A 24,451-nucleotide genomic window follows, 5' to 3' on the forward strand; every position below is an offset into this window, starting at 1 on the left:
GCAGATTTATACGTCATAGACTAACCTGAATTAATGAGACACTATAAAACACCTTCGAAATGGTACACTTAAACAAAGTACTAATTCGGAGGTGTTTTTGCATGGGCAAAAATGTATATTCAAATGAAGTTAAGTGGGCAGTTGTGAAAGATAAAATGAGTGGTCAGTTTTCGAACCGTGAAATCATGGAGAAGTATGAGATTAAAAATGTTTCTCAAATCAAAACGTGGATGAAATGGTATCGAGATAATCAGGTTCATCGATTTAATCAACCAATAGGAAAACAATATTCCTATGGTCATGGACCAGACAGTTCGAGTCCTGAAGAGAAAAAAGAACGTCAATTGAATCATTTAAAACAGGAAAATGAAATCTTAAAAAAGTATTTGGAGATCGAAAAGGAGTTGAAAAAGAAATCGTTCTCCAATTAGTTCAGAATTCACGAAAGAAATATACAGTATCAGCTATTTTATCAGCTTTAAATGTTCCTAGATCCACCTATTATCGCTGGGCAAATGCGCAACTAGTTGAGTTGTCTAAGGAAGAAGAAGCGATTATTTACCTTTGCGAAAAAACTAAATACCGATATGGTCATCGAAAAATCAAGGAGCTTTTAAAACGTGACTATCCTATCAAATTGAACCGTAATACTGTTCAACGAATCATGCAGAAATATCACCTTCAATGTAAAGTAAAACAAAAGAGAAGGTGGAAATCTCAAGGAGAATCTGTCGTTGTCGCGCCAAACTTATTACAGCGAGAGTTTCACGCAAGCAAACCTAACCATAAGTGGGTAACAGATATTACCTACATTCAATATGGGCCAGACACTTTATATTTATCAACGATCATGGACTTGTTTAATAATCAAATTGTTGCCTATAAACTTTATACTCATCAACAAATTCCTTTGGTGATTGATACCTTGAATGAAGCACTAGAAAAGCGAGGAAACCCTAAAGGAGTCATCATCCATTCAGATCAAGGAAGTGTCTATTCTTCTTATGCTTATCAGAATCGGATTAAAGAAAAGAATTTAGTTGGTAGTATGTCACGCAGGGGAAACTGTTGGGACAACGCAGTGATTGAGTCATTCCACTCGAACCTTAAATCAGAAGAATTTCAGTTTGTTAAATTCCATTCTTTGTCGCTAGAAGAAGTAAAGGAACGTGTGGATCAATTTATGAGTTATTATAACGAAGAGCGTATCCAAGAAAAATTAGGCTACCACACACCAATAGAGTTTGGTGATATGGCTGCCTAAGAAGAAGATGTTTTATTACTGTCTCAAATGAATAGGTCAGTTTACTATCAGCCTGGGTTTTTCTTTATTCATTTTTATCTCCTTTAGAGTCAAAAAAGGCTTTTAATATGATCCGGTTGGCTGTGACATCTTCTAAGGTATATCGGTCCAGCACTAAGAAAAATGCTTCCAATGCTTCATTAATCATATGTTTCAGGCCGCAGACCGGTGTAATCACGCAGGCACTCCCATCTTCTTTAAAGCATTCTACCATATGAAAATCTTCCTCTGTTTTCCTGACAATTTCCCCGATATTCAACTGATCAGGACTTTTTGCCAGTCTCATGCCTCCGTTTCTGCCCCGGATTGTTTCGATATATCCCATTTTCCCAAGATTGTAAGTAATTTTCATCAAATGATTCACGGAGATATCATATGCCTCCGAAATTTCTTTAATTGTCACTAATTTTTCATTTCGATTGACAGCTAAATATAATAAAACTCGTAAAGAGTAATCAGAGTAGCTAGTTAAACGCATGTGAATCCCTGCTTTCTTTTAATGACCATATCATAGCATAAATGTGACAGATTCTTAACTTTTGCAGCTTGCAGATATAAAAGAAGTATTTTATATATTGCTTTAATTCATGCGGGCTCGTACAATAAACATGTAAATAAAATACTTCTTTTCGAGAGGCGATGTCATGATGTTATCTCAGCAAACTATTCAAATTATTAAAGCAACCGTTCCCGTGTTAGAAGCAAAAGGGGTAGAAATTACAACTGTTTTCTACCGGAACTTATTTCAAGACTATCCTCAGTTATTGAATATCTTTAATCAAACGAATCAAAAAAAAGGGCGCCAGCAAACAGCACTTGCTAATACCGTTTTGGCTGCTGCTAAATATATCGATAGGCTGGAAACTATATTGCCCGTTGTGAAACAAATAGCTCAAAAGCACCGGAGCCTGATGGTTAAGCCGGAGCATTATCCAATTGTGGGCGAATATCTTCTTGCCGCTATTAAAGAAGTTTTGGGTGATGCAGCAACTGATGAAATTATTGGTGCTTGGGGAGAAGCCTATGGTGTCATAGCCCAAGTCTTTATCGACATTGAAAAAGAAATGTATGAAGAAGCTGAACAGAGAAGCGGGGGATGGGCTGACTTTAAAGAATTTATCGTAGCTGACAAGGTGAAGGAAAGTGAAGTCATTACTTCCTTTTATCTAAAGCCGGTAGATGGCGGAATGGTACCGTCATTTATTCCTGGCCAGTATGTCACTGTCAGAGTAAAAATTCCTGGTGAGGAGTATCTGGTCAACCGTCAATACAGCCTGTCAGCGGCCCCAAATAAGGAAAGCTTCCGGGTTTCTGTCAAAAGGGAAAAGGAACCGAACACACCAGAAGGACGCGCTTCTAATTATTTGCATGATCAAGTGGGAGTCAATGACCGAATCGCACTCACTGTTCCTGCTGGAGTCTTCACCCTTGAGGCAGAAAAAAATAAAGCACCGCTCGTATTCATTGGAGCAGGAGTTGGGGTAACCCCATTAATGAGCATGGTTCAGTCTATTGCAAAACAGGAGCCTGGCCGAAAAGTAACATTTGTCCAAGCAGCAAAAAATCCCCGTGTGCAAGCTTTCCAAAATGAGCTTGAGTCACTTGAAGATAAGCTGTCTGATTTCCGTTTAACTTTTGTATATTCAGAGCAGATGGGCGGCGAACAAAATGATAAAATCAAGCAGGGGCATGTGGATGAAGAATTTTTACGCAATTTAAAGGCGGATGCTGATTCTGAATATTATATTTGCGGACCTGTTCCGTTTTTAAAAGCAGTGACAAGCGGATTGAGAGAACTCGAGATACCGGATGAAAAAGTTCACTTTGAGTTCTTCGGTCCTGCGGAGGCCATCCATTAATAGATTGAAACTAAACGATACAAATCAAAAATAGAACGGAATGCTTTTCTAAAAGCAGGCTGATTGAATATTTCTCAATCAGCCTGTACTTATAATGTCATTTTTTATTCGGCCAGATAATAAATCCCTAAAACGACAGTAATGAGGACAACCATGACAGATAAAAAGAAAATAGAAAATTTAGTCGATCTAAAAGTGTTTTCATTAATCTGCCTTACTTTCAGCAAATAGCTTCGCAATGCCAGTATAATCGTAATGATTCCCGACATAATGGCCAGGATTCCGATTCCTTTTATGGCTAGATCAGAAAGAGCGTTTTTGGCGGAACCATGAAGATTTGTTACTAAAAATCCAATCCCGATGATGGCAATGGCGGTTCTGACCCAAGCCAGGTATGTTCTTTCATTGGCCAAATGCTGCTGGATATATTGAGATTCCTTGGTGACTGCCTGTTTCTTTTTTTGAGAGGTCATTATGTTTCACTCTTTTCTGTTTATGCTTTTAGAACTTTGATAGGAAAGCGTAATTCTACTATACCCATATTTAAGTTCATCTGTCCTGTTTTGGAATACCATCTGAAGGAAAAAGGATGGGATAAAAGCAGATAACTCTCAGGATGGGAAAAGAATCTATAATATTCCTAAGGAAACAGCGAGATCTGTGCCTTTGAAAGCACAGTTGAAACGGAAATTATGCAGCATAAGCAAAGGAGCTGGGACATAACTGTTTCATTTAATGAAAAAACCGAACTATCATGCGAAACTCTAGTTAGAGTTTCACAATAGTCCGGTTTTTTATTAATAAATTATTCGACTTGAGATTGGTCTATTTAGTTTTGTTCCAGTCTTTCCCGAGGTTTTAAATTTTTTAAAGGAGAGACTCTGCTCCGTCAATATATACTTCTGTTCCGGTAATATGCGAAGACATGTCTGAAGCAAGAAATAGAACAAGGTCTCCAACCTGTTCAGATGTCCCGGCTTTATGAGCGAGCGGCTGAGCACCTTCCGGATATTCGATCGGGATTCGGATTTTTTCCAGGCTTTCTTGATTTGGAAATGTATTGTCATGAATATTCGTATCAATTGCTCCGGGACAGATCATATTTACCCGGATTTTATATCTGGCGAGTTCCAAAGCAGCCATCTTTCCAAGTGCTACTTGCCCGGCCTTGGAAGAGCTGTAAGCGGAGAAACCAAAATTTTTGAAAAAACGGTTCCCATTAATAGAACTGTTGATTGCTATGCTCCCGCCGGATTCCTTCATATAGGGTATCGCATATTTAAGAGTAAGAAAGGTCCCGCGCAGATTCGTATGGATTGTTGTATCCCAATCTTCGGGAGAAAGATCTTCAAGCGGGGCAATGACCCCGTTAATCCCGGCATTGGCGAAGACGAAATCAATTTTGCCAAAATGGCCGTATGCTTTTTCAAAGCCTTGTTTCACTTGTTCAGGATCAGCGATGTCTGTTTTGATAATCAGGGATTTTGTCCCGAATTTCTCAATCTCTTTTTGAACGGTTTCTGCTTTTTCGACTGTTCTGTCAAGGAAAACAATATGAGCACCGTTTTCGGCCAGTTTTAAAACAGCTCCTCTTCCGATGCCGGATCCACCTCCTGAAATGACTGCCACTTTATCTTTCATTAAATTTGACACTACATCCTCACTCCCTTTTTTTCAATACTTCTTCCCCTTAAGGAGTATGTGAAAACTTCGGTGTAATAATAAAATTATAAATGACATGATGAGAAAAAATCCAATAGTTTGACGATTGAGATTTTTATTCGTTATGATTTGAAAAATGCCTATTTTTGAAAGGGAGAGGAAACGATGATTAATTTTGGGGTTATAGGAACAAATTGGATAACAGAAGCTTTTATTAACGCAGTTTCTCATATAGAAGATTTCCATTTATATGCTGTCTATTCACGAACAGAGGAACGAGCTAAATCCTTTGCTGAGAAGTATCAGGCTTCTGCAATTTTCACTGATTTAGAGGAAATGGCAAGAGATGAACAACTGGACGCGGTTTATATTGCCAGTCCAAATTCCCTGCACAGCAGACAAGCCGTACTTTTCTTGAATCAGAAGAAGCATGTGCTGTGCGAAAAGCCAATTGCTGCGAACGCGATTGAAGCTGCAGAAATGATTGCGGCCGCCAAAGAAAATAAGGTACTGCTGATGGAAGCGATGAAGTCGACTCAGATGCCGGCGTTTCAGCAGATTCAAGAAAACTTACATAAAATTGGGAAAATCCGGAGATATACAGGTACTTATTGTCAATATTCTTCCCGTTACGATGCCTTCAAAAGGGGAGAGGTTCGCAATGCGTTTAATCCTGAGTTTTCCAGCGGGGCTTTGATGGATCTCGGAGTCTATTGTCTGTACCCCCTTGTTACTTTGTTTGGCTCTCCTGAGAGAGTCCAGGCAAGTGCAACACTGCTTTCGACAGGTGTGGATGGACAGGGGAGTTTGCTTTTGACGTATCCTGATATGGAAGCGGTTATCCAATACTCTAAACTCGCTGATTCCAGTGTGCCTTCGGAAATACAGGGGGAGAAAGGCAGCATAATGATTGATAAGATTTCTTCTCCTGAAAACGTATGGATTGAGTATAAAGATGGAACAGTGGAAAATATATCAGAAAGTATTGATTTTCCTGATATGTATTATGAAGCAAATGAGTTTATTGAGTTACTGAAGTCTCAAAAAACAGAATCGGCTATTAATTCGTTTTCTGCTTCGCTTTCCGTTATGAAAATTATGGACACGGCAAGAAAACAAACCGGTATTATATTCCCATCAGACCGCTAAGCATTAGAATGGACAAACAAAAAAGGTGAGAGTATAACTTATATAAGTAAATTTCTTTAAAGAATGGAGAGGGACTGACAAAATGAAATGTAAAATCAATCGCAATGCTGCAAAAGTTCTGACTAAAATGCTTGAGCAAGAAGAAGCTAAAGGGAAATATATTCGTGTATACATAACTCATATGCATGGAGATCACGCTCACTATGAGCTTAAGCTGGATACCCCTCAGGAACATGATGAGATTGTAACATCCGATAAGGGTATCGAGGTGCTCCTTGATTCAAGAGAGGAATTTCTTGACGGAGTCTGGATTAAATACTTCTATGTGCCTCAAGAAGGCTTTGAAATTACAAATCCATCTAAAGAACCTAAAGGACATCATCATCATTAATCATTGATATAAAACTTTTAAAAGGAGGATATACAATGAACCCAAAATACAGTCCAATCTTTCGTTCTTATACGTTCCGGTCAGGAGTTGATGTGAAAAACCGGATCATCCTTGCTCCGATGACGCATTATTCATCAACAGATGCCGGTGAAGTAACAGAGGAAGAATTAGCGTATTATGCTGAAAGAACAGGCGGTGTAGGGACGGCTATTACAGCTTGTGCCTATGTAAATGCCGGAGGAAAAGGTTTCCCAGGACAGTTCAGCATCGACGACGATTCTTTTATACCGGGATTATCCAAACTTGCACAAACCATTAAAGCAAAAGGAGCTAAAGCCGTCATTCAAATTTATCATGGCGGAAGACAAAGCCCTCTTGAATTATTGCCCGATGGCCAGCCTGTATCTGCCAGTGCAGTGCCATCTGGTGAAGGGGCACCTGTTCCCCGTGAAATGACGGATGCAGAAATCAGACAGGTCATTGCTGATTTTGGCGAAGCTACAAGAAGAGCAATCGAAGCTGGTTTTGACGGAGTGGAGATTCATGGTGCCAATACGTATCTTCTGCAGCAATTCTTCTCTCCGCATTCTAACCGCCGCAATGATCACTGGGGCGGCACTCTTGAAAAAAGGATGATCTTTCCTTTAGCCATCGTGGATATTGTGAAAAAGACAGTGGCTGAATATGCGAAAACTCCTTTCTTAATCGGCTATCGGATTTCGCCGGAAGAGGGAAGCAATCCGGGAATCACGTTAGAAGATACAATGGATTTTGTGGATCGCCTGGCTGACAAAGAACTGGATTATTTGCATATCTCTGTGATGCATTTCTGGAATGGGTCTTTCCGCGATCGATCTAAAACAGAGTCAAGAATCGTAAAAATTCAGGAGAAAGTCGGCGAGCGTGTGCCGGTAGTTGGTGTCGGTTCACTCCATACACCGGAGGAGGTAACGGAGGCATTAGAAAGCGGCGTGCCATTTATTGCACTTGGTCGTGAACTTCTGATGGAACCCCATTGGGTGGAAATGGTAGAGTCAGGAAAAGAAGACCAAATCAGGACAACCTTATCTAAACAAGATCAGTCCCAGCTTGTCATTACAGATCAGCTTTGGGAAATGCTGATCAATACAGAAGGATGGCTCCCTGTCGTTGACTAATAAGTGACAGTCTTCGTGCTAGGCTGTAAAATTTTTATGCCCGCATTTTGCCTAAGTCAGAATGCGGGCTATTCTTTTTAGTCAACAAGATAAAAATGAAGTTCTCTCATGCCGCCCATGCTATTTTTTACCCGCATTCAACCGTTGTTTTTTGAACCAGACAGGGATGATTAGTTCAACATATCCGCTTTTTTCTGTTATTGCCCAGGCTGACCATTTCTGCAAATGTTTACGATTTGGATCTATAAGATTAAATCATTCTTCCTGATGTATAATTTTAATTCGATTGATATTTCTCCATCCACACAAAATGAAATAGTGATTCACTCTTTTTTCTATATTGAATGATTGCCACTCTGTCCGTAGAGATGTCGCTTATACGGAAATTATTGATTATATTCTTGAGAGACCGACAAGGATCAAAGCGTTATATGTAAAAAAATCTGCTTACGGATTCTTTTTTGGATAACCAGAAGGAAAAACAGGGAGTGAGAAAGAAAGAGAAGTAGAGAGGGAGGGATGAAGATGATCGGTTCAATCGTGACGACTGCCAAAGGGCATATTCAAGGAGTGGCTGAAGGACAAACATATGTCTGGAAAGGGATTAGGTATGCAAAAGCTCCAACAGGAGAACGGAGGTTTCAGGCTCCTGAACCTATGGATGCCTGGGACGGTGTCGCGGATGCAAAAGAATTCAGTCCGCAGGCTCCTCAGTCTTTTAACGGTTCTGTCGGGAATAGAATGACAGGGAACAAGGTTCCGGACGAAGATTGTCTGTTCCTGAATGTTTGGGTGCCTAAAACGGCTGGAGACAAGCTGCCTGTCATGGTCTGGATTCCGGGAGGGGCGAATACAGCCGGATCCGGTCTCATTGATTTATATAATGGTAAAGCCCTGGCTGAAGCAGGGAATATCGTGGTTGTCACAATCAATTATAGAATGGGTGCGTTAGGGTACTTGGATTTTTCCGATTTTCTTGATACGGAAACGGTCTTTGATTCGAATATAGGCCTGAGGGACCAAGTTGCGTCTCTGAAGTGGGTAAATGAAAATATTGCAGCATTTGGCGGTGATCCCGAAAGGGTTACTGTATGGGGAGAATCAGCTGGAGGAGATACAGTGACTGCCCTGCTTACTATTCCATCTGCGAAAGGGCTTTTCAGCGGGGCCATTGCTCAAAATCCGGCTCCTTCTTCTGCACCAAAAAGCCTGGCTAAGAAACTTGCCAAAAGATTTCTGGAGCTGGCAGAAGTCTCAGAAGATGATGTAGATGTTTTGAAAACACTGCCTATAGAAAGAATAACGGAAGCGGCAGAGCTGCTGAGGCAGGAGAATTCCAAAATGAGGCCTGGAACACTCACATTTGCACCTGTTGTTGATGGCGAGTTTCTTCCTGTTGATCCTTTGGAAGCTGTTTATTCCGGCAAGGCGGGGGATCTCCCTCTTCTAATAGGGATTAACCGGAATATGCCACTTGGGGGCGAAGAAACGCGTGCAGAAGTACCGATACATACGATTGTTGATGAGGATCCTGAACTGGATCGCCGTGTCACGGCGCCATACCGCAAGTTGTCCGACAAGAAAGCAGTTATGGATACGGGCGGGAATGCCCGAGTGAATAGGCAGACAGTTTGGTTCACAGAGGGCTACAGCAAACAGGCCAAGATGTGGATGTGCCATTTTAATATACAGTCTGGATCTTTTCAGGTGAATAAAGGGAATAGTCTGTTCCCATTACGGCCATGGAGAAACTCTAAGAAATTATCGGAAAAAATTCTGTCGCATTGGCTGAATTTTGCCAAGTATGGAACCCCAAATCCTCCCGATGGGGAAATTTGGCCGGTTTATGATACAGAAAACCGTTATACGATGAGATTAGATGAACCCAGCGGAATTGAAAAGGATCCATATAAGAACATAAGAGAAGCTTGCATGGAAAGATCTGCTTATAAATAAATGTCCTTTTTGTCAGTTTTTAAAATTGGATGGTGAGCAAGTCATAAGGGGATTGCCCAATTAAATAGGAAAGTCTCCTATCACTTCAAGCGTCTCTGAATACCTTGCCTGTTTTTTTTTGATATAATAAACAGGAAAGCAGCAACAGACGAAACGATCCATATGATGTTTCAAATGATGGAAGGATGAACGTATTGGAAAAAGCAGAAGTGATTGGCACTAAGGCCGAGAAAGAACAAAATTTATATATTTTCCTGGGACGCTATTATGCTGATGACTTTAGCAGTGAAAAAGCTGGGGATTTTGTATTCATACAGCACTTAGAAATTAATGGAGTGAATGGTGTCATTAAAGGTACGCCTAAATTTGATGAATATTTTATGAAGTCACCAGAGAAAGAAAGACTGAAGAGTTTGATTAATAAAACTGTGAGGGATTATATCCAAACAAACAGACTGAAGTTCATGCTGGAAGAATATGATGTAGCCGCCAGGCTGGGGGAGAATTAATTTTTCCTTTTTTTATGAAGCAGACCGATACCAAAAATTAAAAAGAGAATAAGCAAAGCTGCCTCCAAACAGGGCAGCTTTTTCTTGTTTATTACGTCTAATTTCCCATTTTTTAAAAAAATATCAAAAACAGAAACTACTAAAATACTAGTTTGCATTCTTACAGGAACAGCAGATGAGCGTCTGATTTTTGCAGAAAATATCATTTAATTACAAAGATTATCCGAAACATAGTAGCTGAAAAAACAAAAATACTTCTTTTTATTTCCCTCTTTTGTCGTAAAAACACGTTTAATGTTAAAAATGAAATGTAATTGTAATAAACCTATCATCTGTTTGATAAAAACAGGTGCTATACTTCGATATAGGTAAAAATGAGCAGTTTACTTCTGCTCATACTAGGCAGAACATCAATAGACTTAAACATAAAAATAAAAAACTACTAAAAAAAAGATATTCTGGTTGGCTAAATAGACAGAGAGAGAAGCAGGAATGAACCAGGAAAGAAAGCAGGGGAAATGATTTTGAAGAAAAAGCTGATCGTATTGAACACTACTCTTATGCTCGGGTTAGGAAGCGTTTTTGCAGTACCTTCTATTCATGCTGAGTCAATCCAATCGATTGAAGGAGAAAGATCTGGCATTCAGACAGAAATTACGGAAGCGCAAAAGCTGATTGACGGTTTGAAAGCAGAACAGACAAAGCTTACAAAGCAGCTGAATCAAATTGAGGAAGCAGTAAAAGAAAACCGTGAAAAAATCGATTCAACTAAAGATGAAATCGAACAGACTAAATCTGACATTGAAGATTTGAAGAAAGAAATTGCTGTACTTGAAGAAAGAATCGCCAATCGGGAGGAAGTGCTGAAGAAGCGTGCTGTAACTTTCCAGGAAAACGGCGGCGATGTCAAATATCTTGAAATTTTATTTGGTTCCAAAGATTTCAGTGATTTAGTTGACCGGGTAGGAGCAGTTGCCTCTTTTGCAAAAGCAGACCGCGATATTCTTTTGGATCAAGAAAAAGATAAAAAAGATCTTGAAGATAAAAAAGCCTCTGTTGAAGAGAAATTGGACAATCTAACTAATATGAAGGTTGAACTTGAGGGGATGCAGGCTCAAATCGAAGAGCAAAAAGCCCAAAGTCAAACTTTGAAAAAAGAACTTGAGAAGAAAGAAGAAGAGACTTCTTCTCTTATTGACAGTTTAGAAAAGAAAGATTCCAATCTAGAAGCGAAGATAGAGTCTATTAAAGAAGAAAATCGTAAAAAAGAAGAACGTGAAGCAGCAGAAAAGGCTGAATTGCAGCGTATTGCAGATGAAGCGGCTGCAAACGAAAGCGAAGGTTCTGAACCTGATTCAGAGCCTGCAGCTAAGGCAGAAACAAAGAGTACATCAAATACAGAGACAAAGTCAGCCTCTGAATCTAAGCCAGAAGCAAAATCGCAATCTGAATCTAAGCCTAAAACAGAAGCAAAATCTGAATCAAAACAATCTTCTGGAAGCTCATCAGCTTCAGCTAAAGAAAGCAAACCGGCAGTAAAAAGCGCTTCTAAGAAACCTGTTTCTTCAAGCAAGCCTAGCAGTGCCAATGTGAGTGCGGCTATTTCAGCTGGTTATAAGTATATTGGGAATTCAACTTATAAATTTGGCGGAGGCCGTACTGCTTCAGATATCGCGAACGGCAGATTCGACTGCTCAGGATTTGTATCATGGGCATATAAACAAGCAGGCGTAAACCTTACTCCTCAGACTGACAGCATGAAGAATCAAGGGCGAACAGTGCCTGCAAGCCAAATGAAACCTGGCGACCTTGTTTTCTTCGACACGTATAAGAAGGACGGACATGTAGGAATATATGTAGGCGGCGGAAAATTCATCGGTTCCCAAAGTTCTACAGGAGTTGCTATTGCAAACATGACTAGCGGCTATTGGGGAGATGCTTTTAACGGACGTGTGGTTCGAGTAAAATAATGTTAAGAAAGTAGGCGGAGTTTTCCTCTCCGCTTATTTTTTTTATTTTTTTTTACTATAATGAAACTTATCGGAGGTTTAATCGTAAATACTAATAGGGAAGAGGAAGGTTGTGAATCAGCCTTCTTAAAAGAGTAATAAACAAAATATGAACAGAAAGATACTTGGAGGGAACTTTACAAGATGATTAAGAAATTATTAGCTGCATTACTCGTGATTACACTTTCATTTTCAGCGGCTGGCGGGTATGTATTCCATGATGAAACGACTGTAAGCGCAAAAGGGTATAAATCCGGTAAGAAAGGCTTTTCAAACAATAATACCAATAATAACTTCAATTCGAATATCCAAAAGAAAGATACCAATAAATCAGATTCTTCCGTTGCAAATAAGTCAGCAGCGAATAAAGGCGGCTTCATGGGCGGAGGTATGATGAAAGGACTTATGCTTGGAGGTTTGGCCGGTCTGATGTTTGGCGGCCTGTTGGCAAATATGGGGGCTCTCGGATCTTTTATTGGTTTGCTTGTGAATGTGCTGGCTATTATCGTAGTGATCGCTCTGATCAGAGGAATATTCAACTATTTCAAAAATAAAAGGAGAAGAGAGGATTCAAATTCGTGGAGAAGCTAAAACTTTCCGAACAGGATATCATTAACGCTCTCTGTGTGTATACTGCAAGAAAAAAACAGATCAAGCCGGAACAGGTGGAAGCTGAATTAATGTATGATGATGACTATGGTTTTTCTGCTGAAGTATATTGGGAGGGCAGAAAACAAGTATATATTACAATCAATATTATAGAAGCTTTGAGAATCTGGCTGGATGAATATATGGGAAAAGATCCGTATTCCGGCATTGAGCTTGTCCTCGACGATGAAGAAGGAATCATCGCTATCGTGAATGAGAGCAGATAATGCAGAAAAGCGTAATTTTCATCAAACAAAACAGCGGGTGGCAGCACTCGCTGTTTTGTTTTAGATAGAAAACAAGTAGATTCGTTTGATCAGAAAAGGAGGAGCCAAGATATGTTGTTAAAGCCTTATTTGGAGAAAATAAAATATATGGGAGAGGATGCTCTCCGTTTTGGAAATGATGAATTGGAAGGGGTTCTCGTCCCAAATCTGGGAAGTAATTTATTATCTCTCGTCTATAAAAAAAGCGGAACGGACATCTTCAGAACTCCTGACAGTATTGAGGAATATCATCAAGCTCCGACTTTGTTTGGACACCCCGTTTTATTCCCGCCTAATCGAATTGAGGACGGGGCATTTAAGTTCCAAGGAAGGGACTATCAGTTTACAATCAATGAACCAGAAAAACATAATCGTTTACATGGTTTTGTACATGACAAGCCGTGGAAGCTGATTGCGCAACATGTAACAAATGATCAAATTCAAATCCAGACTCAGATTTGCAGCGAAGATTTCCCGTCCATTCTGCAGGAATTTCCTCACTCTTTTTCGATTATAATGACGTATAACCTGAAAGGAAGTAAGTTAAGTATAGAAGCGGAAATCGAAAATAAAGGGGAGGAAGTAATGCCCGCCGGGATTGGGTATCATACAACAATTCCTTTGCCGCTATGCAGACATAGCATATCGAAGACTGTAATGGTCCGCCTGCCTGTCCATAAAAAATGGCTGCTTAATGAAAGATCTTTGCCAACAGGAGAATGGATACCGGAACTCCGGCTTAAAAGCGGGATACTTATTAAAGACAGAACATTTGATGATATTTATCAATATGATGCTGAGAGTACTGACATCAATGAAGCGCTTTTAGAGGACAGAGAAGAAGGGCTTAGGATTCGCTATCAAAGCGATGAAAATTTTCGGCAGTGGGTTCTGTTTAACGACACGGGTTTTATCTGTCTAGAACCGTATTCCTGGGTAACGAATGCGCCTAATCTTGATTTACCGGAAAATGTGACAGGCATGAAAAGCTTACAGCCAAAGGAAAAATGGACAGTTGCCGTCAAGTTTTCAGCTGAAACAATATAGAGCTAATTCTAATTGTGTATTTCATGGCATGTCTTGAGAGGTTCTTTATATAATATTAAATAAAGCTCCATATAGTAATGTCATAGAAAGGTAGGATGTGTATATGTCTTTACAAGCGATAGAGAAAGAGGTTTTGCAGCTTGCAGAAGAGTTTAATGGGAAATTTGCCTGCCAGATTGTTTGGGATGAGGAAATCATTGACTATCATTCAGATGAACGATTTCAATCCGCCAGCCTGATAAAAATACCGATGATTGTAGAAGGATTTCGGCAGGCAGAAGCAAAAGAAATTTACTTGAATCAGCCAGTAACGATCCGCCGAGAACAAATAACAGGAGGATCGGGTGTCCTGCATGCTCTTTCGGATAAGGTGTTTTTAACACTGGAAGACTTGCTTACTCTAATGATTACGGTTTCCGATAATACATCGACTAATATCCTGATTGATTTACTTGGTTTTGATAAAATCAATCAGTGCTGCCGTGATCTTGGTTTAAAAAATACAGTCCTTGAGCGGAAAATGTTTGATTTTAAAGCAAAGAAAGAAGGCAAAGACAATTTCATTACGGCGGCTGATACAATCACTTCTCTAAAGGCAATACATACCGGGAGCGTATTAAGTAAGGAGAGCCATGAGAAGATTCTCCGTGTGTTTGAGAATCAGCAATTCAGAGAAAAATTACCGGCCAGGATGGGCAAGGGAGTGAAGGTTGCCGGCAAAACAGGGGGAATACAGGGAGTATCCCATGATGCTGCGATTCTTCGTTCCGACACTCAGACAGTATATGCAGCTGTGTTAACAGAAGAAATCACTTCTGATGAAGACAGCCGTCAAGTTATGGGGAAAATCGGAAAGCTGCTATATGATGAAATAATGAAGAGAGAAAGCTGAACGTTCCGCAGAGAAGTTTCTGCGGGATTTTTTATGTTTAGGCTGGATTTTAAAGGTTATCATGGCAGAAGAGCATGATTAAGATATGGAAGAAGCAGAGGGCGGCGGTAAAATGAACAAATTTATACCATTAAAAGACGGAAGGAAAATTGGTTATAGAGAAGCAGGAATGAAAGATGGAATCCCTCTATTTGTATGCCACAGTACTGAAGGAACCGGACAGGGCCTGGATGATGTAAATCAGCTCGCCTGCCATTTTGGAGTTCGGCTTATCGAATTGCACCGTCCTGGATATGGATTATCTGCGGATTTGAAAGGGAGAGAACCTTTGGACTTTGCAGAAAAGGTCATAGAATGTGCACAGTATTTGCGCCTGAAAGGCTACTTTGTTCTTGGAATATCAGGCGGCGGGATTTATGCTTTAGCCTGTGCTTATGTATGTCCTGAAAAGGTGATGGGAGCTATTCTTTTTCCCGGCTTTGGAGCTTTCTCGACTGCTTGGAGAAAAAAACATCCGAAAAGAGCAGGTCAATTTTTTTCTAAATATTTTGCTGCTTTATCTCTTATGACTGTCAAAAGCCAATTTAAACGAATTTATAAGAGACGTCCTGGTGAACGAAGTAATACAGTCAGCGAGTTAGATGAAGAGATTAAAGAGATGCAAAAGGAGTATGAGCAGGCTGTTACTTCTGTCATGTATGAATCGAGGATGCTTCAAAACGCATGGGAAATTCCATTGAAAAAGATAGCGGTGCCAGTGGAGATTTATGAATATAGAAAATTCAGAGGGAGCAGTATTTTGTCTGCCCAGCAGCAGAAACAGCTTCCCGATGTAAGGGTGCATAAGGCTCCGGGGGAATCCCGTGATTTATGGAGTCACAAGCTTTCACATGTGAGAACAAGTTCACAAGCAGGCGATTCGTCCCGAAAAGAATCGAATTCAGAAGAGGATTGAGCTTGCTGGCGGCATAGAGTAGAATGAGAGAAGAGAATCTAGTTTTTTGAAGGAGCTGCACTATGGTAAAGTTGGGATGGATTTTAACACTGGCAGGGGCTTTGGCGATTATTGGAAGTATATTATATCCCCTGGACGTAATTAGTAAGACAGAAGTGCTCTATCTATTAATTGGGGGAGCTGTCTTAATGTTCGCAGGATCGATGATCAGAAATTTCGCGGTGCTCCGAAAAAAATAAAACTGAAAAAAGGCTGCTGTCATATGACCGCAGCCTTTTTATTTACAATAAATGAATAGGAAGAAATAGGATTAAAAAGCCCAATCTCCGTTCTTGAAGACAGGCTCTTTAGTGCCGTCTTTCTTAATCCCGTCTATATTCATCTTCTCAGAGCCAATCATGAAATCAACATGGGTCAGGCTTTCATTGATTCCTCTGTCCTTTAATTCTTCGGGGCTCATTGTTTTTCCGCCCTCAATACAAAATGCATATGCGCTTCCGATCGCCAGATGATTAGACGCGTTTTCATCAAATAGAGTATTAAAGAATAATACATTAGACTGCGAGATAGGGGAGTTGAAAGGCACTAATGCCACTTCTCCTAAATAGTGTGAGCCCTCATCTGTTTCCACAAGCTGCTTCAGAATACTTTCACCTTCTTCAGCTGTAACGCGCACAATTCGCCCTTCTTCAAATGTGATTGTAAAATTGTCGATGATATTCCCGCTGTAACTTAGCGGCTTGGTGCTTGTTACCGTTCCATTGACGCCTGTTCTAAGAGGGACCGTGAATACTTCTTCGGTCGGCATATTTGCCATGAATTCATGGCCTTTTTCATTAACAGAACCGGCTCCGACCCAAAGGTGTGTTTCAGGAAGCTCGATGGTTAAATCGGTGCCTGGCGCCGTATAATGAAGTTTATGGTAGCGTTTTTCATTTAGATAGTCTACTTTCTCATGAAGGGAAAGGTCATGTTTCTTCCAAGCTTCCACTGGATGATCTGTATCTACTCTGACCGCTCTAAAAATAGCATTCCAAAGTTTATGTACTCGCTGCTCTTCCGGTTCATTCGCAAAGACTTTGTCCGCCCAAGCCTGAGAAGGGACGGCAATAATGGACCAGCTGACTTTGTCTGACTGCATAGCCTGTCTCCAAGGTTTCAGCGCTTTTCCCGCGGCCTTTTGGAAGTTCGCAATCCGCTCTCCTTTTATACCTTTCAATAAATCTGGACCGGAGGATACGATGGAAAGGAATGCGGCTCCTTTTTCAGCTAACTCTATCGTCTCTTTAGCCCGCCATTCTGGATATTCTTTAAAGGCTTCCTCAGGGGCTAATTCGTATTTGGTTCGTGAAACTATGTCATCTGACCAGTTTACGATTACATTGCTGGCACCTGCCTCATAGGCTTTCCTGACAATGAGCCGAACGATTTCAGCACCTTCTAATGCTGTATTGATAACAAGCGTTTGCCCTGGCTGGATGTTCACGCCTACTTTTACGGCTAATTCTGCGTACTTTTCCAAATTTGTCTGAAACTCAGTCATGAAACTGACACTTCCTTTCCCATTTCTCTATATAATTGTACTGATAATTCAGGGAAAAAGAAACAATTTTACTTATAGCAAGGGGGAAAGCATGAGAATTTTCCAATAAAAAAGGCCCAATATTATAATTGGGCCTCAGACTGTAGACAAACTCGAAATTCGAGTTTGCCTACAGTCTTTTTTCTTTTAAAATAATAGTAATAGTTTTTGAAATAGTGTTAGTTGATTTTCGTTTCGGCGGACGCTTTCCGCGGGCGTGGCCCAATCCTCCTCGTCGCTTTGCTCCTGCGGGGTATCGGCCTTCACGCTTTTCCCGCAGGAGTCGCCGCCTGCACTACAATCAACTCCTTTCTAAATAAATGTCTGAGGTGAATGGATATGATGACAAAAAATCAAATAAGTGAACGTGATCAAATGGAAATGATTACAATAGAGCAACTTGTACCACAGGATCATTTGGTCAGAAAGCTTGAATCAGCGATTGATTTTTCTTTCATCTATCCACTAGTTGAATCACTGTATTCAACACTAGGTCGACCTAGTGTTGATCCAGTCGTATTAATTAAAATGACATTTGTTCAATATGTATTTGGAATTCGTTCAATGCGTCAAACAATAAGAGAAATTGAAACAAATATGGCGTATCGTTGGTTTTTAGGGTTTGGATTTCATTCAGAAGTACCGCACTTTTCTATCCTTCGGTAACAATTATGAATGTCGTTTCCAAGATACGGATATCTTCGAACAGATTTTCTATCGAATTCTTAAAGAAATTGCAGATAAAGGACTACTAAGTGCTGACCATGTCTTCATCGATTCAACACATGTTAAAGCAAGTGCGAATAAACATAAATTCGAAAAGAAGATAGTTCGTAAAGAGACTCGGGCATATGAAGCTAAACTTCAAGAAGAATTGAATCAAGATCGAGTTGATCATGGGAAGAAACCATTCCCATCAGATAAATTTGAAAAAGAAGAAGTTAAGGAGATTAAAGAGAGTACAACAGATCCTGAAAGTGGCTATTATGTAAAAGATGAAAGAACGAAACAGTTTGCTTATTCATTCCATGCGGCTGCGGACCGGTATGGGTTTATACTTGGGGCGGTTGTGACACCTGGAAATGTTCATGATAGTCATATGCTTCAGCCACTTGTTGAAAAGGTTATGGAAAAAGTGAAGAAGCCACTTGCTGTTGCTGCCGATGCTGCTTATAAAACTCCTGCGATTACTAAATTCTTATTTGAACATGAGATTCAACCAGTACTTCCTTATACAAGACCCAAAACGAAAGATGGGTTTTTACGCAAGCACGATTATGTATATGACGAGTACTATGATTGCTACCTATGTCCGGAAGGACAGGTTCTAAAATATTCAACTACCACCAAAGAAGGCAAACGCCAATACAAGTCGAACCCAGTTCAATGTGCCAATTGTCCTTTACTCGCTCAATGTACAAATAGTAAGGAGCACAGAAAAATGATTGAACGTGTCTTTGCGAATGCGAAAGAAAAGCATGGTATGCGATGGACATTCGAGGGATTAAAAAATTGTCCATGCAGGCGATGCTTACTTTTGCTGCTATGAATTTAAAGAAGCTTGCCAATTGGACATGGCAAGCTTCGGCTATGGTCTAAAATAGAATACTCGAAGAGCATTTTGCTTAAAATCAGACCATAAAATACCTAAGAAAATCTCAAAAAGACAAAAGGCCTTCAGAATGAGACCATTCTGAAGGCCTTTTGTCGACAATCTGAGGCCCAATATTATAATTGGGCCTCAATACCGATTAATCCCATTTTTTTGATAATTCAGGTTAAAAAAGGATTTAGATATTTTTTTACAGAATGCCTTTCATGGCACGCTGAATTTTTGATGATAAGATGAAGAGCAAGATTCCTAAACCAATGGCAAGGAATCCTAAGATTCCGAAATACATCAATTCAGTATCTTTGTCATAAAAACGTACAAGCTGGGCATTGACAGCCTGGGCAGCAGCATTCGACAAGAACCAAAGACTCATCGTTTGTGCAGAAAAGGCAGCCGGTGCCAATTTCGTTGTAGCAGATAATCCTACAGGAGAAAGAAGGAGCTCTCCGATTACAACTAGGAAATAACTTAGTACAAGCCATAACGGACTTACTAAAGACTCAGTCCCATTCATAGCTGGAATCATCATCACGATGAAAGATAAACCAGCGAATATTAAACCAAATGAAAACTTCTTAGGTGTCGATGGCTGTCTTTTACCTAATTTAAGCCAAAGCCATGCGAAAATAGGTGCAAATGCAATAATGAACAATGGATTAAGAGATTGGAACCAAGAGGCTGGAATCGTAAACCCGGCAAGTTCCAGCTGTGTCCGATTCGCTGCATAGTCAGTCAAAATAGATGAACCTTGCTCTTGAATCGCCCAGAACATCATAGCAGCAATAAATAATGGAATATAGGCAAGAATTCTTGAACGCTCAACATCTGTTGTTTTTTTGCTTCGATACATCACGATGAAGTATGCAGTTGGAATTAGGATTCCTAAAAAGCTGACAATCAGGATAAATAATTCAATTGTCAGAATTCCGGTTGTAATCCCGATTGCTGCAAGAATGATGATGATCAGTAATCCAACACCGATTCTTCCAAGGACAAGCTTGCGGTTTTCCTTAGTTAATGGATTAGGTACCTGAGAACCGGCAGTCCCAAGAAAGCTTTTCTTTGTCAGCATAAAAATGATAAGTCCGATAAACATACCAATAGCAGCTAAACCAAAGCCTAGGTGGAAACTGTAATTTTCTCCGATAGTTCCGACAATTAAAGGTGCAATGAAGGCACCGGCGTTAATACCCATGTAAAAAATACTGAATCCTGAATCACGGCGGGCATCTTCCTTACTGTAAAGGTCACCGACAATAGAGGAAGCATTTGGTTTTAGTAAACCAGTACCAATTACGATAAAGAACATGGATGCCAGTAAAGCTGTAAAGTTACCAGGTAAAGCAAGGATGATATGGCCGATCATTATTAACACGCCGCCATAAAAAACGGTCTTTGTTGTACCAAACAAACGGTCAGCGATCCATCCGCCAATGATTCCGGACATGTACACCAATGAACCGTAGATGGCCATAATAGAAAGGGCGGTGCTCTTGTCTATATCAAAATTGCCGCTGTTGATTTCGGCATACATGTAGAGAAGCAGGATTGCTCTCATTCCATAATAAGAAAACCGTTCCCAAAATTCAGTGAAAAACAGGGTGAACAGCCCTTTAGGATGGCCGAAAAATCCTGTCTGAGGAATATGACGGGCCTCCTTATTTTTGTCTGTCATTACGTCTTACCTCCCATAATAGTGCTAAACTACTCTTTTATCTCTAAAGTAAAAATGATAAACCTATTTAACACAAAATTCAACAAAAAATCGCAGAATAGAATAATTTCTGTATTGTTAGAAGTAACTGAAAATTCTGTATTAAATAGGTGTTTAGAGACATTAATTATTATTTTAGTATATAAAAAAAAAGAAGAGTGTCAATGAGGGGAATGCTGGAAGGTCCTGAATCGTCATGGAGAAGGATCGAGGGAAAGACAAGTGAAAAAGGCCCATTCAAAGAGAATGGGCCTTTTTTCTTGGATTAACGTTCCAGGCTTACCCAGACGCTCTTCACTTCTGTATAGTTGTCCAAGGCATAAGAGCCCATTTCTCTGCCGATGCCGGATTGTTTGTATCCCCCGAAAGGAGAGGCTGCATCAAAAGCATTGTAACAGTTAACCCAGACAGTGCCGGCACGAAGTTTACCGGCTATATAATGGGCATTTGCAATATCTTGTGTCCAAACGCCTGCAGCCAGGCCATATTCGGAAGCGTTCGCCCGTTTGATTACATCATCAAGGTCTTCATATGGCAGAGCGGATATGACAGGACCAAAAATCTCTTCTTTTGCAATCGTCATTTCATCTTGAACGCCTGCAAAGATCGTCGGTGTGACGAAATAGCCTTCATTTTCAAGTCTATTGCCGCCGGCAAGCACTTCGGCCCCTTCATTTTTTCCCTTTTCAATATAGCCTAGCACGCGCTTTTGCTGTTCTTCGGAAACTAAAGGTCCGATTTGAGTAGCTGGATCAAGGCCCGCACCCTGCTTGATATTTTTCGCATGGCTTGCCATATCGGCTACTACATTATCGTAGTGCTTCTTTTGGATGAAAACCCTTGAACCTGCACAGCAAACCTGCCCCTGATTGAACATAACTCCATTCAGAGCTCCGGGAATTGCTTTTGAAAAATCGGCATCAGGAAGGATAATGTTTGGTGATTTTCCCCCAAGTTCCAATGTCACTCTTTTTAATGTATTTGAAGCGTTGCGCATAATCAGTTTGCCCACTTCAGTTGAACCTGTGAAAGCAATCTTGTCTACTTGAGGGTGATCAACAAGAGCCTGGCCGGCTGTTTCTCCAAAACCGGGAACGATATTGACCACCCCGTCAGGAAATCCTGCTTCAGAAACCAGTTCTGCCAGGTACAAAGCAGACAGAGGGGTTTGTTCTGCCGGTTTCAGAATGACCGTGCATCCTGTTGCCAATGCGGCACCGAGCTTCCACATGGCCATAAGTAAAGGAAAGTTCCAAGGGATAATTTGTCCTACAACACCGAGAGCTTCATGCCTGGTATAGTTGAAATAGTTTCCGCTTACTGGGATCGTCTGGCCGACAATTTTCGTAGACCAGCCTGCATAATATCGAATATGCTCGATAGCCAGAGGGATATCGGCATTTGTAGTTTCATTAATCGGTTTTCCGTTATCAAGTGTTTCTAACTGAGCCAGTTCTTTACTGTTTTCTTCCATTAAATCAGCAAGCTTATACATTAACCGGCTGCGCTGAGCAGCGCTCATTTTTGACCAGGGACCTTCATCGAACGCCTTGCGGGCTGCTTTTACGGCCAGATCAATATCTTCTTTGTCGGCTTCGTAAACGTCTGCCAATGTCTGTCCGGTTGCCGGATTTGGAGTGGCGAATGTCTTTCCTGAAGCGCTTTCGACAAAACGCCCATTGATATACAATTTTTTAGGACCAGATAAGAACTTTTGCAATTTTTCCGAAACATCTAACGTGAGATTTGACATAAAATACCTCCTGTAATTGGTAGTGGTATTGTGCAAATCATGATGCTGGGCTGAACAGATTGCTTTTTGGCACCTGCATGTCTATAATAGCTAAAATATATTGAAAATTCAATAAACAAATAACGACAATAATTATGAAGCAATTCGGATAATTTTGTTTTATAATAGAAGAAAATGATGAATATCTAGAGAAAAAGTAGGATGGTATAAGCATATGACGGAAACGAATGGGGTCAAAAGGAAAACCGTTTCGGAAAAGAAATTATTAGGCATTGCCGGATTTGGCTGGCTGTTCGATGCAATGGATGTTGGCATGCTTTCATTTATTTTAGTTGCCCTGCAGAAGGATTGGGGACTGACAGCCGAACAAACTGGCTGGATTGGCAGCATTAATTCAATCGGAATGGCCGTCGGAGCACTTGTTTTTGGGGTGCTGGCAGACAGGGTGGGGCGAAAGAACATCTTTATTATTACTCTATTGCTTTTTTCCATTGCAAGCGGTCTTTCTGCACTGGCAGGAACGTTCACCCAGTTTTTAATTTTGCGTTTTTTAATTGGTATGGGACTTGGCGGAGAACTGCCAGTCGCTTCTACTCTCGTTTCAGAGAGCGTCGCACCGGAAAAAAGGGGGCGCGCCGTTGTCTTACTTGAGAGTTTTTGGGCATTTGGCTGGCTGCTGGCCGCTCTCATTTCCTATTTTGTCATTCCTGAATACGGCTGGAGGATTGCACTTCTGTTGAGTGCGGTTCCTGCGCTTTACGCTTTATATTTAAGACTGGGTCTTCCAGATTCACCGAAGTTTGAAGAGCTTGGCCAACGTGAAAAAAGCCCGTTTTTCAGCAATATAAAAAGAGTATGGGACCGAAAATATTCCAGACAGACGCTGGTCCTTTGGGTGGTCTGGTTTACTGTAGTCTTTTCTTATTACGGAATGTTTTTATGGCTGCCAAGCGTTATGGTACTTAAAGGATTCAGCATGATCAGAAGTTTTGAGTATGTGTTGATTATGACCATTGCCCAGCTTCCGGGATATTTTACAGCAGCCTATTTCATAGAAAAAATGGGCAGGAAATTTGTTTTGGTTGTTTATTTAATTGGGACAGCCATAAGTGCGTATTTCTTTGGAACAGCAGACGAACTTTCCATGTTAATTGTTTCTGGTCTGTTTTTATCTTTCTTTAATCTGGGGGCGTGGGGGGCTCTTTATGCCTATACACCTGAACAATACCCGACAGCTATCAGAGGGACAGGGGCCGGTCTCGCTGCCTCTGTCGGCAGAATTGGAGGGATTTTGGGCCCGCTGTTGGTTGGATATCTTGCCGGAGCCGGTAAACCGATTTCACTCATTTTCACCATTTTTACCGTCTCTATTCTGATTGGGGCAGCAGCGGCTGCTTTAGGAAAAGAAACAAAGAATACAGAGTTAGAGTAGAAACTTAGCATATTAAAAGGCAAACTCCAGAAAAAGGTCTTGACTTTCAAGACTTTTTGTTCTGTGTGCGCCCGGCATGGGTGCAGTCTATAGGGTGAGAGTCCCGAACCATGAAGGCAGTAGTAATGGTTAGCTTAACGCAAGGGTGTCTGTGGTGACGCAGAATCTGAAGGAAGCGAGCGGCAAACCTCCGGTCTGAGGAACACGAACTTCATATAAGGCTAGGTACCATTGGATGAGTTTGCACAACAAAACGAAGTCCTTACTGCCGAAGGTGGTACAGAGTAAATGAAGCAGATAGATGGAGGGAAAGACTGTACTCTTACCCGGGGAGGTCTGATTGGAACGCCAAGTTCCCTTGGTAACCTATCCAGCGATGGACAGCTGAACAATCAGAAGTCAGCCGAGGTCATAGTACCATTCCAACTCGAGATGGAATGGGAAGGACTGAACTATTAGGAAGAACGAGAACTAGGCATATAATTCCTGTATAGAAGCAGACAATCCGAAAGGACTTACTTGAAGGAGGAAGTGGTGAATTCCACAGGGGACTTC

Annotated in this window: 22 protein-coding genes and 1 pseudogene; 17 read left to right on the top strand and 6 right to left on the bottom strand. The window is 40.8% G+C overall.

What is annotated here, in order from left to right; genetic code table 11:
* Nucleotides 1–101: 101 nt before the first annotated feature.
* Nucleotides 102–1,264 (top strand): IS3 family transposase gene (locus BQ4305_RS18220; RefSeq protein ID WP_110929174.1). Its coding sequence is split into 2 segments (ribosomal slippage): nucleotides 102–378 and nucleotides 378–1,264, totalling 1,164 coding nucleotides; the frame shifts between segments, so codons are not numbered across the junction.
* Between the two features lie 64 nt (nucleotides 1,265–1,328).
* On the opposite strand, the gene BQ4305_RS18225 is transcribed toward BQ4305_RS18220, so the two are convergent.
* Nucleotides 1,329–1,781 (bottom strand): RrF2 family transcriptional regulator, encoded by a 453-nt coding sequence (locus BQ4305_RS18225; RefSeq protein ID WP_110929175.1) that lies wholly within the window; start codon nucleotides 1,779–1,781, stop codon nucleotides 1,329–1,331.
* A gap of 169 nt (nucleotides 1,782–1,950) precedes the next feature.
* Here BQ4305_RS18225 and hmpA point away from each other — a divergent pair, with 169 nt between their 5' ends.
* Nucleotides 1,951–3,162 (top strand): NO-inducible flavohemoprotein, encoded by a 1,212-nt coding sequence (gene hmpA, locus BQ4305_RS18230; protein WP_110929684.1) that lies wholly within the window; start codon nucleotides 1,951–1,953, stop codon nucleotides 3,160–3,162.
* A gap of 104 nt (nucleotides 3,163–3,266) precedes the next feature.
* On the opposite strand, the gene BQ4305_RS18235 is transcribed toward hmpA, so the two are convergent.
* Together BQ4305_RS18235 and BQ4305_RS18240 are read right to left on the bottom strand one after the other, a co-directional pair.
* On the bottom strand, nucleotides 3,267–3,635 hold the full coding sequence (locus tag BQ4305_RS18235) for a YidH family protein (protein WP_110929176.1): 369 nt from the start codon (nucleotides 3,633–3,635) through the stop codon (nucleotides 3,267–3,269).
* A gap of 394 nt (nucleotides 3,636–4,029) precedes the next feature.
* A complete protein-coding gene (locus BQ4305_RS18240; protein ID WP_110929685.1) occupies nucleotides 4,030–4,803 on the bottom strand; it encodes an SDR family oxidoreductase in 774 nt (257 codons plus the stop codon).
* Between the two features lie 186 nt (nucleotides 4,804–4,989).
* Here BQ4305_RS18240 and BQ4305_RS18245 point away from each other — a divergent pair, with 186 nt between their 5' ends.
* The 12 genes from BQ4305_RS18245 (at nucleotide 4,990) to BQ4305_RS21655 (ending at nucleotide 16,042) form a co-directional block, all read left to right on the top strand.
* Nucleotides 4,990–5,973 (top strand): Gfo/Idh/MocA family protein, encoded by a 984-nt coding sequence (locus BQ4305_RS18245; protein ID WP_110929177.1) that lies wholly within the window; start codon nucleotides 4,990–4,992, stop codon nucleotides 5,971–5,973.
* 82 nt (nucleotides 5,974–6,055) lie between these two features.
* The gene (locus BQ4305_RS18250) at nucleotides 6,056–6,364 is read left to right on the top strand and encodes a heme biosynthesis protein HemY (RefSeq protein WP_110929178.1); all 309 of its coding nucleotides are present in this window, start codon (nucleotides 6,056–6,058) and stop codon (nucleotides 6,362–6,364) included.
* 35 nt (nucleotides 6,365–6,399) lie between these two features.
* Nucleotides 6,400–7,521 (top strand): NADH-dependent flavin oxidoreductase, encoded by a 1,122-nt coding sequence (locus BQ4305_RS18255; RefSeq protein ID WP_110929179.1) that lies wholly within the window; start codon nucleotides 6,400–6,402, stop codon nucleotides 7,519–7,521.
* Between the two features lie 525 nt (nucleotides 7,522–8,046).
* Nucleotides 8,047–9,477, top strand: coding sequence for a carboxylesterase/lipase family protein (locus BQ4305_RS18260; RefSeq protein WP_199880752.1), 1,431 nt, complete (start codon nucleotides 8,047–8,049; stop codon nucleotides 9,475–9,477).
* A gap of 194 nt (nucleotides 9,478–9,671) precedes the next feature.
* Nucleotides 9,672–9,986 (top strand): hypothetical protein, encoded by a 315-nt coding sequence (locus tag BQ4305_RS18265; RefSeq protein ID WP_110929181.1) that lies wholly within the window; start codon nucleotides 9,672–9,674, stop codon nucleotides 9,984–9,986.
* 524 nt (nucleotides 9,987–10,510) lie between these two features.
* Nucleotides 10,511–11,956: a C40 family peptidase gene (locus BQ4305_RS18275; RefSeq protein ID WP_456061851.1), complete on the top strand. Its 1,446-nt coding sequence runs from the start codon at nucleotides 10,511–10,513 to the stop codon at nucleotides 11,954–11,956.
* Nucleotides 11,957–12,139: 183 nt separating this feature from the next.
* Nucleotides 12,140–12,586: a hypothetical protein gene (locus tag BQ4305_RS18280; protein WP_324611601.1), complete on the top strand. Its 447-nt coding sequence runs from the start codon at nucleotides 12,140–12,142 to the stop codon at nucleotides 12,584–12,586.
* A complete protein-coding gene (locus BQ4305_RS18285; protein ID WP_110929184.1) occupies nucleotides 12,574–12,870 on the top strand; it encodes a YxcD family protein in 297 nt (98 codons plus the stop codon). The genes BQ4305_RS18280 and BQ4305_RS18285 overlap by 13 nt, the downstream gene beginning before the upstream one ends.
* Nucleotides 12,871–12,981: 111 nt before the next feature.
* Nucleotides 12,982–13,956 (top strand): aldose 1-epimerase, encoded by a 975-nt coding sequence (locus BQ4305_RS18290; protein WP_110929185.1) that lies wholly within the window; start codon nucleotides 12,982–12,984, stop codon nucleotides 13,954–13,956.
* 103 nt (nucleotides 13,957–14,059) lie between these two features.
* Entirely contained in the window at nucleotides 14,060–14,848 is a 789-nt protein-coding gene (locus BQ4305_RS18295; protein ID WP_110929186.1) for a serine hydrolase, read from the top strand.
* Nucleotides 14,849–14,933: 85 nt separating this feature from the next.
* Nucleotides 14,934–15,803: an alpha/beta fold hydrolase gene (locus tag BQ4305_RS18300; protein WP_110929187.1), complete on the top strand. Its 870-nt coding sequence runs from the start codon at nucleotides 14,934–14,936 to the stop codon at nucleotides 15,801–15,803.
* A 62-nt stretch (nucleotides 15,804–15,865) separates the two neighbouring features.
* Entirely contained in the window at nucleotides 15,866–16,042 is a 177-nt protein-coding gene (locus tag BQ4305_RS21655) for a hypothetical protein (protein ID WP_199880753.1), read from the top strand.
* A gap of 71 nt (nucleotides 16,043–16,113) precedes the next feature.
* Here BQ4305_RS21655 and BQ4305_RS18305 read toward each other — a convergent pair whose 3' ends face one another.
* On the bottom strand, nucleotides 16,114–17,346 hold the full coding sequence (locus tag BQ4305_RS18305) for an aminopeptidase (protein ID WP_110929188.1): 1,233 nt from the start codon (nucleotides 17,344–17,346) through the stop codon (nucleotides 16,114–16,116).
* Between the two features lie 378 nt (nucleotides 17,347–17,724).
* On the opposite strand from BQ4305_RS18305, the pseudogene BQ4305_RS18310 reads away from it, so the two are divergent.
* A pseudogene (locus tag BQ4305_RS18310) lies at nucleotides 17,725–18,984 on the top strand (IS1182 family transposase).
* 203 nt (nucleotides 18,985–19,187) lie between these two features.
* On the opposite strand, the gene BQ4305_RS18315 reads toward BQ4305_RS18310, so the two are convergent.
* Both BQ4305_RS18315 and BQ4305_RS18320 read right to left on the bottom strand, forming a co-directional pair.
* Nucleotides 19,188–20,672 (bottom strand): peptide MFS transporter, encoded by a 1,485-nt coding sequence (locus BQ4305_RS18315; protein ID WP_110929189.1) that lies wholly within the window; start codon nucleotides 20,670–20,672, stop codon nucleotides 19,188–19,190.
* Between the two features lie 304 nt (nucleotides 20,673–20,976).
* Nucleotides 20,977–22,464: an aldehyde dehydrogenase family protein gene (locus tag BQ4305_RS18320; protein WP_110929190.1), complete on the bottom strand. Its 1,488-nt coding sequence runs from the start codon at nucleotides 22,462–22,464 to the stop codon at nucleotides 20,977–20,979.
* 214 nt (nucleotides 22,465–22,678) lie between these two features.
* On the opposite strand from BQ4305_RS18320, the gene BQ4305_RS18325 reads away from it, so the two are divergent.
* Both BQ4305_RS18325 and BQ4305_RS21660 read left to right on the top strand, forming a co-directional pair.
* On the top strand, nucleotides 22,679–23,896 hold the full coding sequence (locus BQ4305_RS18325; protein WP_110929191.1) for an MFS transporter: 1,218 nt from the start codon (nucleotides 22,679–22,681) through the stop codon (nucleotides 23,894–23,896).
* A 288-nt stretch (nucleotides 23,897–24,184) separates the two neighbouring features.
* Nucleotides 24,185–24,355, top strand: coding sequence for a hypothetical protein (locus tag BQ4305_RS21660; protein WP_199880500.1), 171 nt, complete (start codon nucleotides 24,185–24,187; stop codon nucleotides 24,353–24,355).
* Nucleotides 24,356–24,451 lie beyond the last annotated feature (96 nt).

The organism is Bacillus massiliglaciei, assembly GCF_900098925.1.
Lineage (GTDB): Bacteria > Bacillota > Bacilli > Bacillales > DSM-1321 > Peribacillus > Peribacillus massiliglaciei.

Coding starts and splice junctions, on each gene's coding strand:
- BQ4305_RS18225 (WP_110929175.1), bottom strand. CDS start 1,781: ATGCGTTTAACTAGCTACTCTGATTACTCTTTACGAGTTTTATTATAT.
- hmpA (WP_110929684.1), top strand. CDS start 1,951: ATGTTATCTCAGCAAACTATTCAAATTATTAAAGCAACCGTTCCCGTG.
- BQ4305_RS18235 (WP_110929176.1), bottom strand. CDS start 3,635: ATGACCTCTCAAAAAAAGAAACAGGCAGTCACCAAGGAATCTCAATAT.
- BQ4305_RS18240 (WP_110929685.1), bottom strand. CDS start 4,803: ATGAAAGATAAAGTGGCAGTCATTTCAGGAGGTGGATCCGGCATCGGA.
- BQ4305_RS18245 (WP_110929177.1), top strand. CDS start 4,990: ATGATTAATTTTGGGGTTATAGGAACAAATTGGATAACAGAAGCTTTT.
- BQ4305_RS18250 (WP_110929178.1), top strand. CDS start 6,056: ATGAAATGTAAAATCAATCGCAATGCTGCAAAAGTTCTGACTAAAATG.
- BQ4305_RS18255 (WP_110929179.1), top strand. CDS start 6,400: ATGAACCCAAAATACAGTCCAATCTTTCGTTCTTATACGTTCCGGTCA.
- BQ4305_RS18260 (WP_199880752.1), top strand. CDS start 8,047: ATGATCGGTTCAATCGTGACGACTGCCAAAGGGCATATTCAAGGAGTG.
- BQ4305_RS18280 (WP_324611601.1), top strand. CDS start 12,140: ATGATTAAGAAATTATTAGCTGCATTACTCGTGATTACACTTTCATTT.
- BQ4305_RS18290 (WP_110929185.1), top strand. CDS start 12,982: ATGTTGTTAAAGCCTTATTTGGAGAAAATAAAATATATGGGAGAGGAT.
- BQ4305_RS18295 (WP_110929186.1), top strand. CDS start 14,060: ATGTCTTTACAAGCGATAGAGAAAGAGGTTTTGCAGCTTGCAGAAGAG.
- BQ4305_RS18300 (WP_110929187.1), top strand. CDS start 14,934: ATGGAAGAAGCAGAGGGCGGCGGTAAAATGAACAAATTTATACCATTA.
- BQ4305_RS21655 (WP_199880753.1), top strand. CDS start 15,866: ATGGTAAAGTTGGGATGGATTTTAACACTGGCAGGGGCTTTGGCGATT.
- BQ4305_RS18305 (WP_110929188.1), bottom strand. CDS start 17,346: ATGACTGAGTTTCAGACAAATTTGGAAAAGTACGCAGAATTAGCCGTA.
- BQ4305_RS18315 (WP_110929189.1), bottom strand. CDS start 20,672: ATGACAGACAAAAATAAGGAGGCCCGTCATATTCCTCAGACAGGATTT.
- BQ4305_RS18320 (WP_110929190.1), bottom strand. CDS start 22,464: ATGTCAAATCTCACGTTAGATGTTTCGGAAAAATTGCAAAAGTTCTTA.
- BQ4305_RS18325 (WP_110929191.1), top strand. CDS start 22,679: ATGACGGAAACGAATGGGGTCAAAAGGAAAACCGTTTCGGAAAAGAAA.
- BQ4305_RS21660 (WP_199880500.1), top strand. CDS start 24,185: ATGAAGCAGATAGATGGAGGGAAAGACTGTACTCTTACCCGGGGAGGT.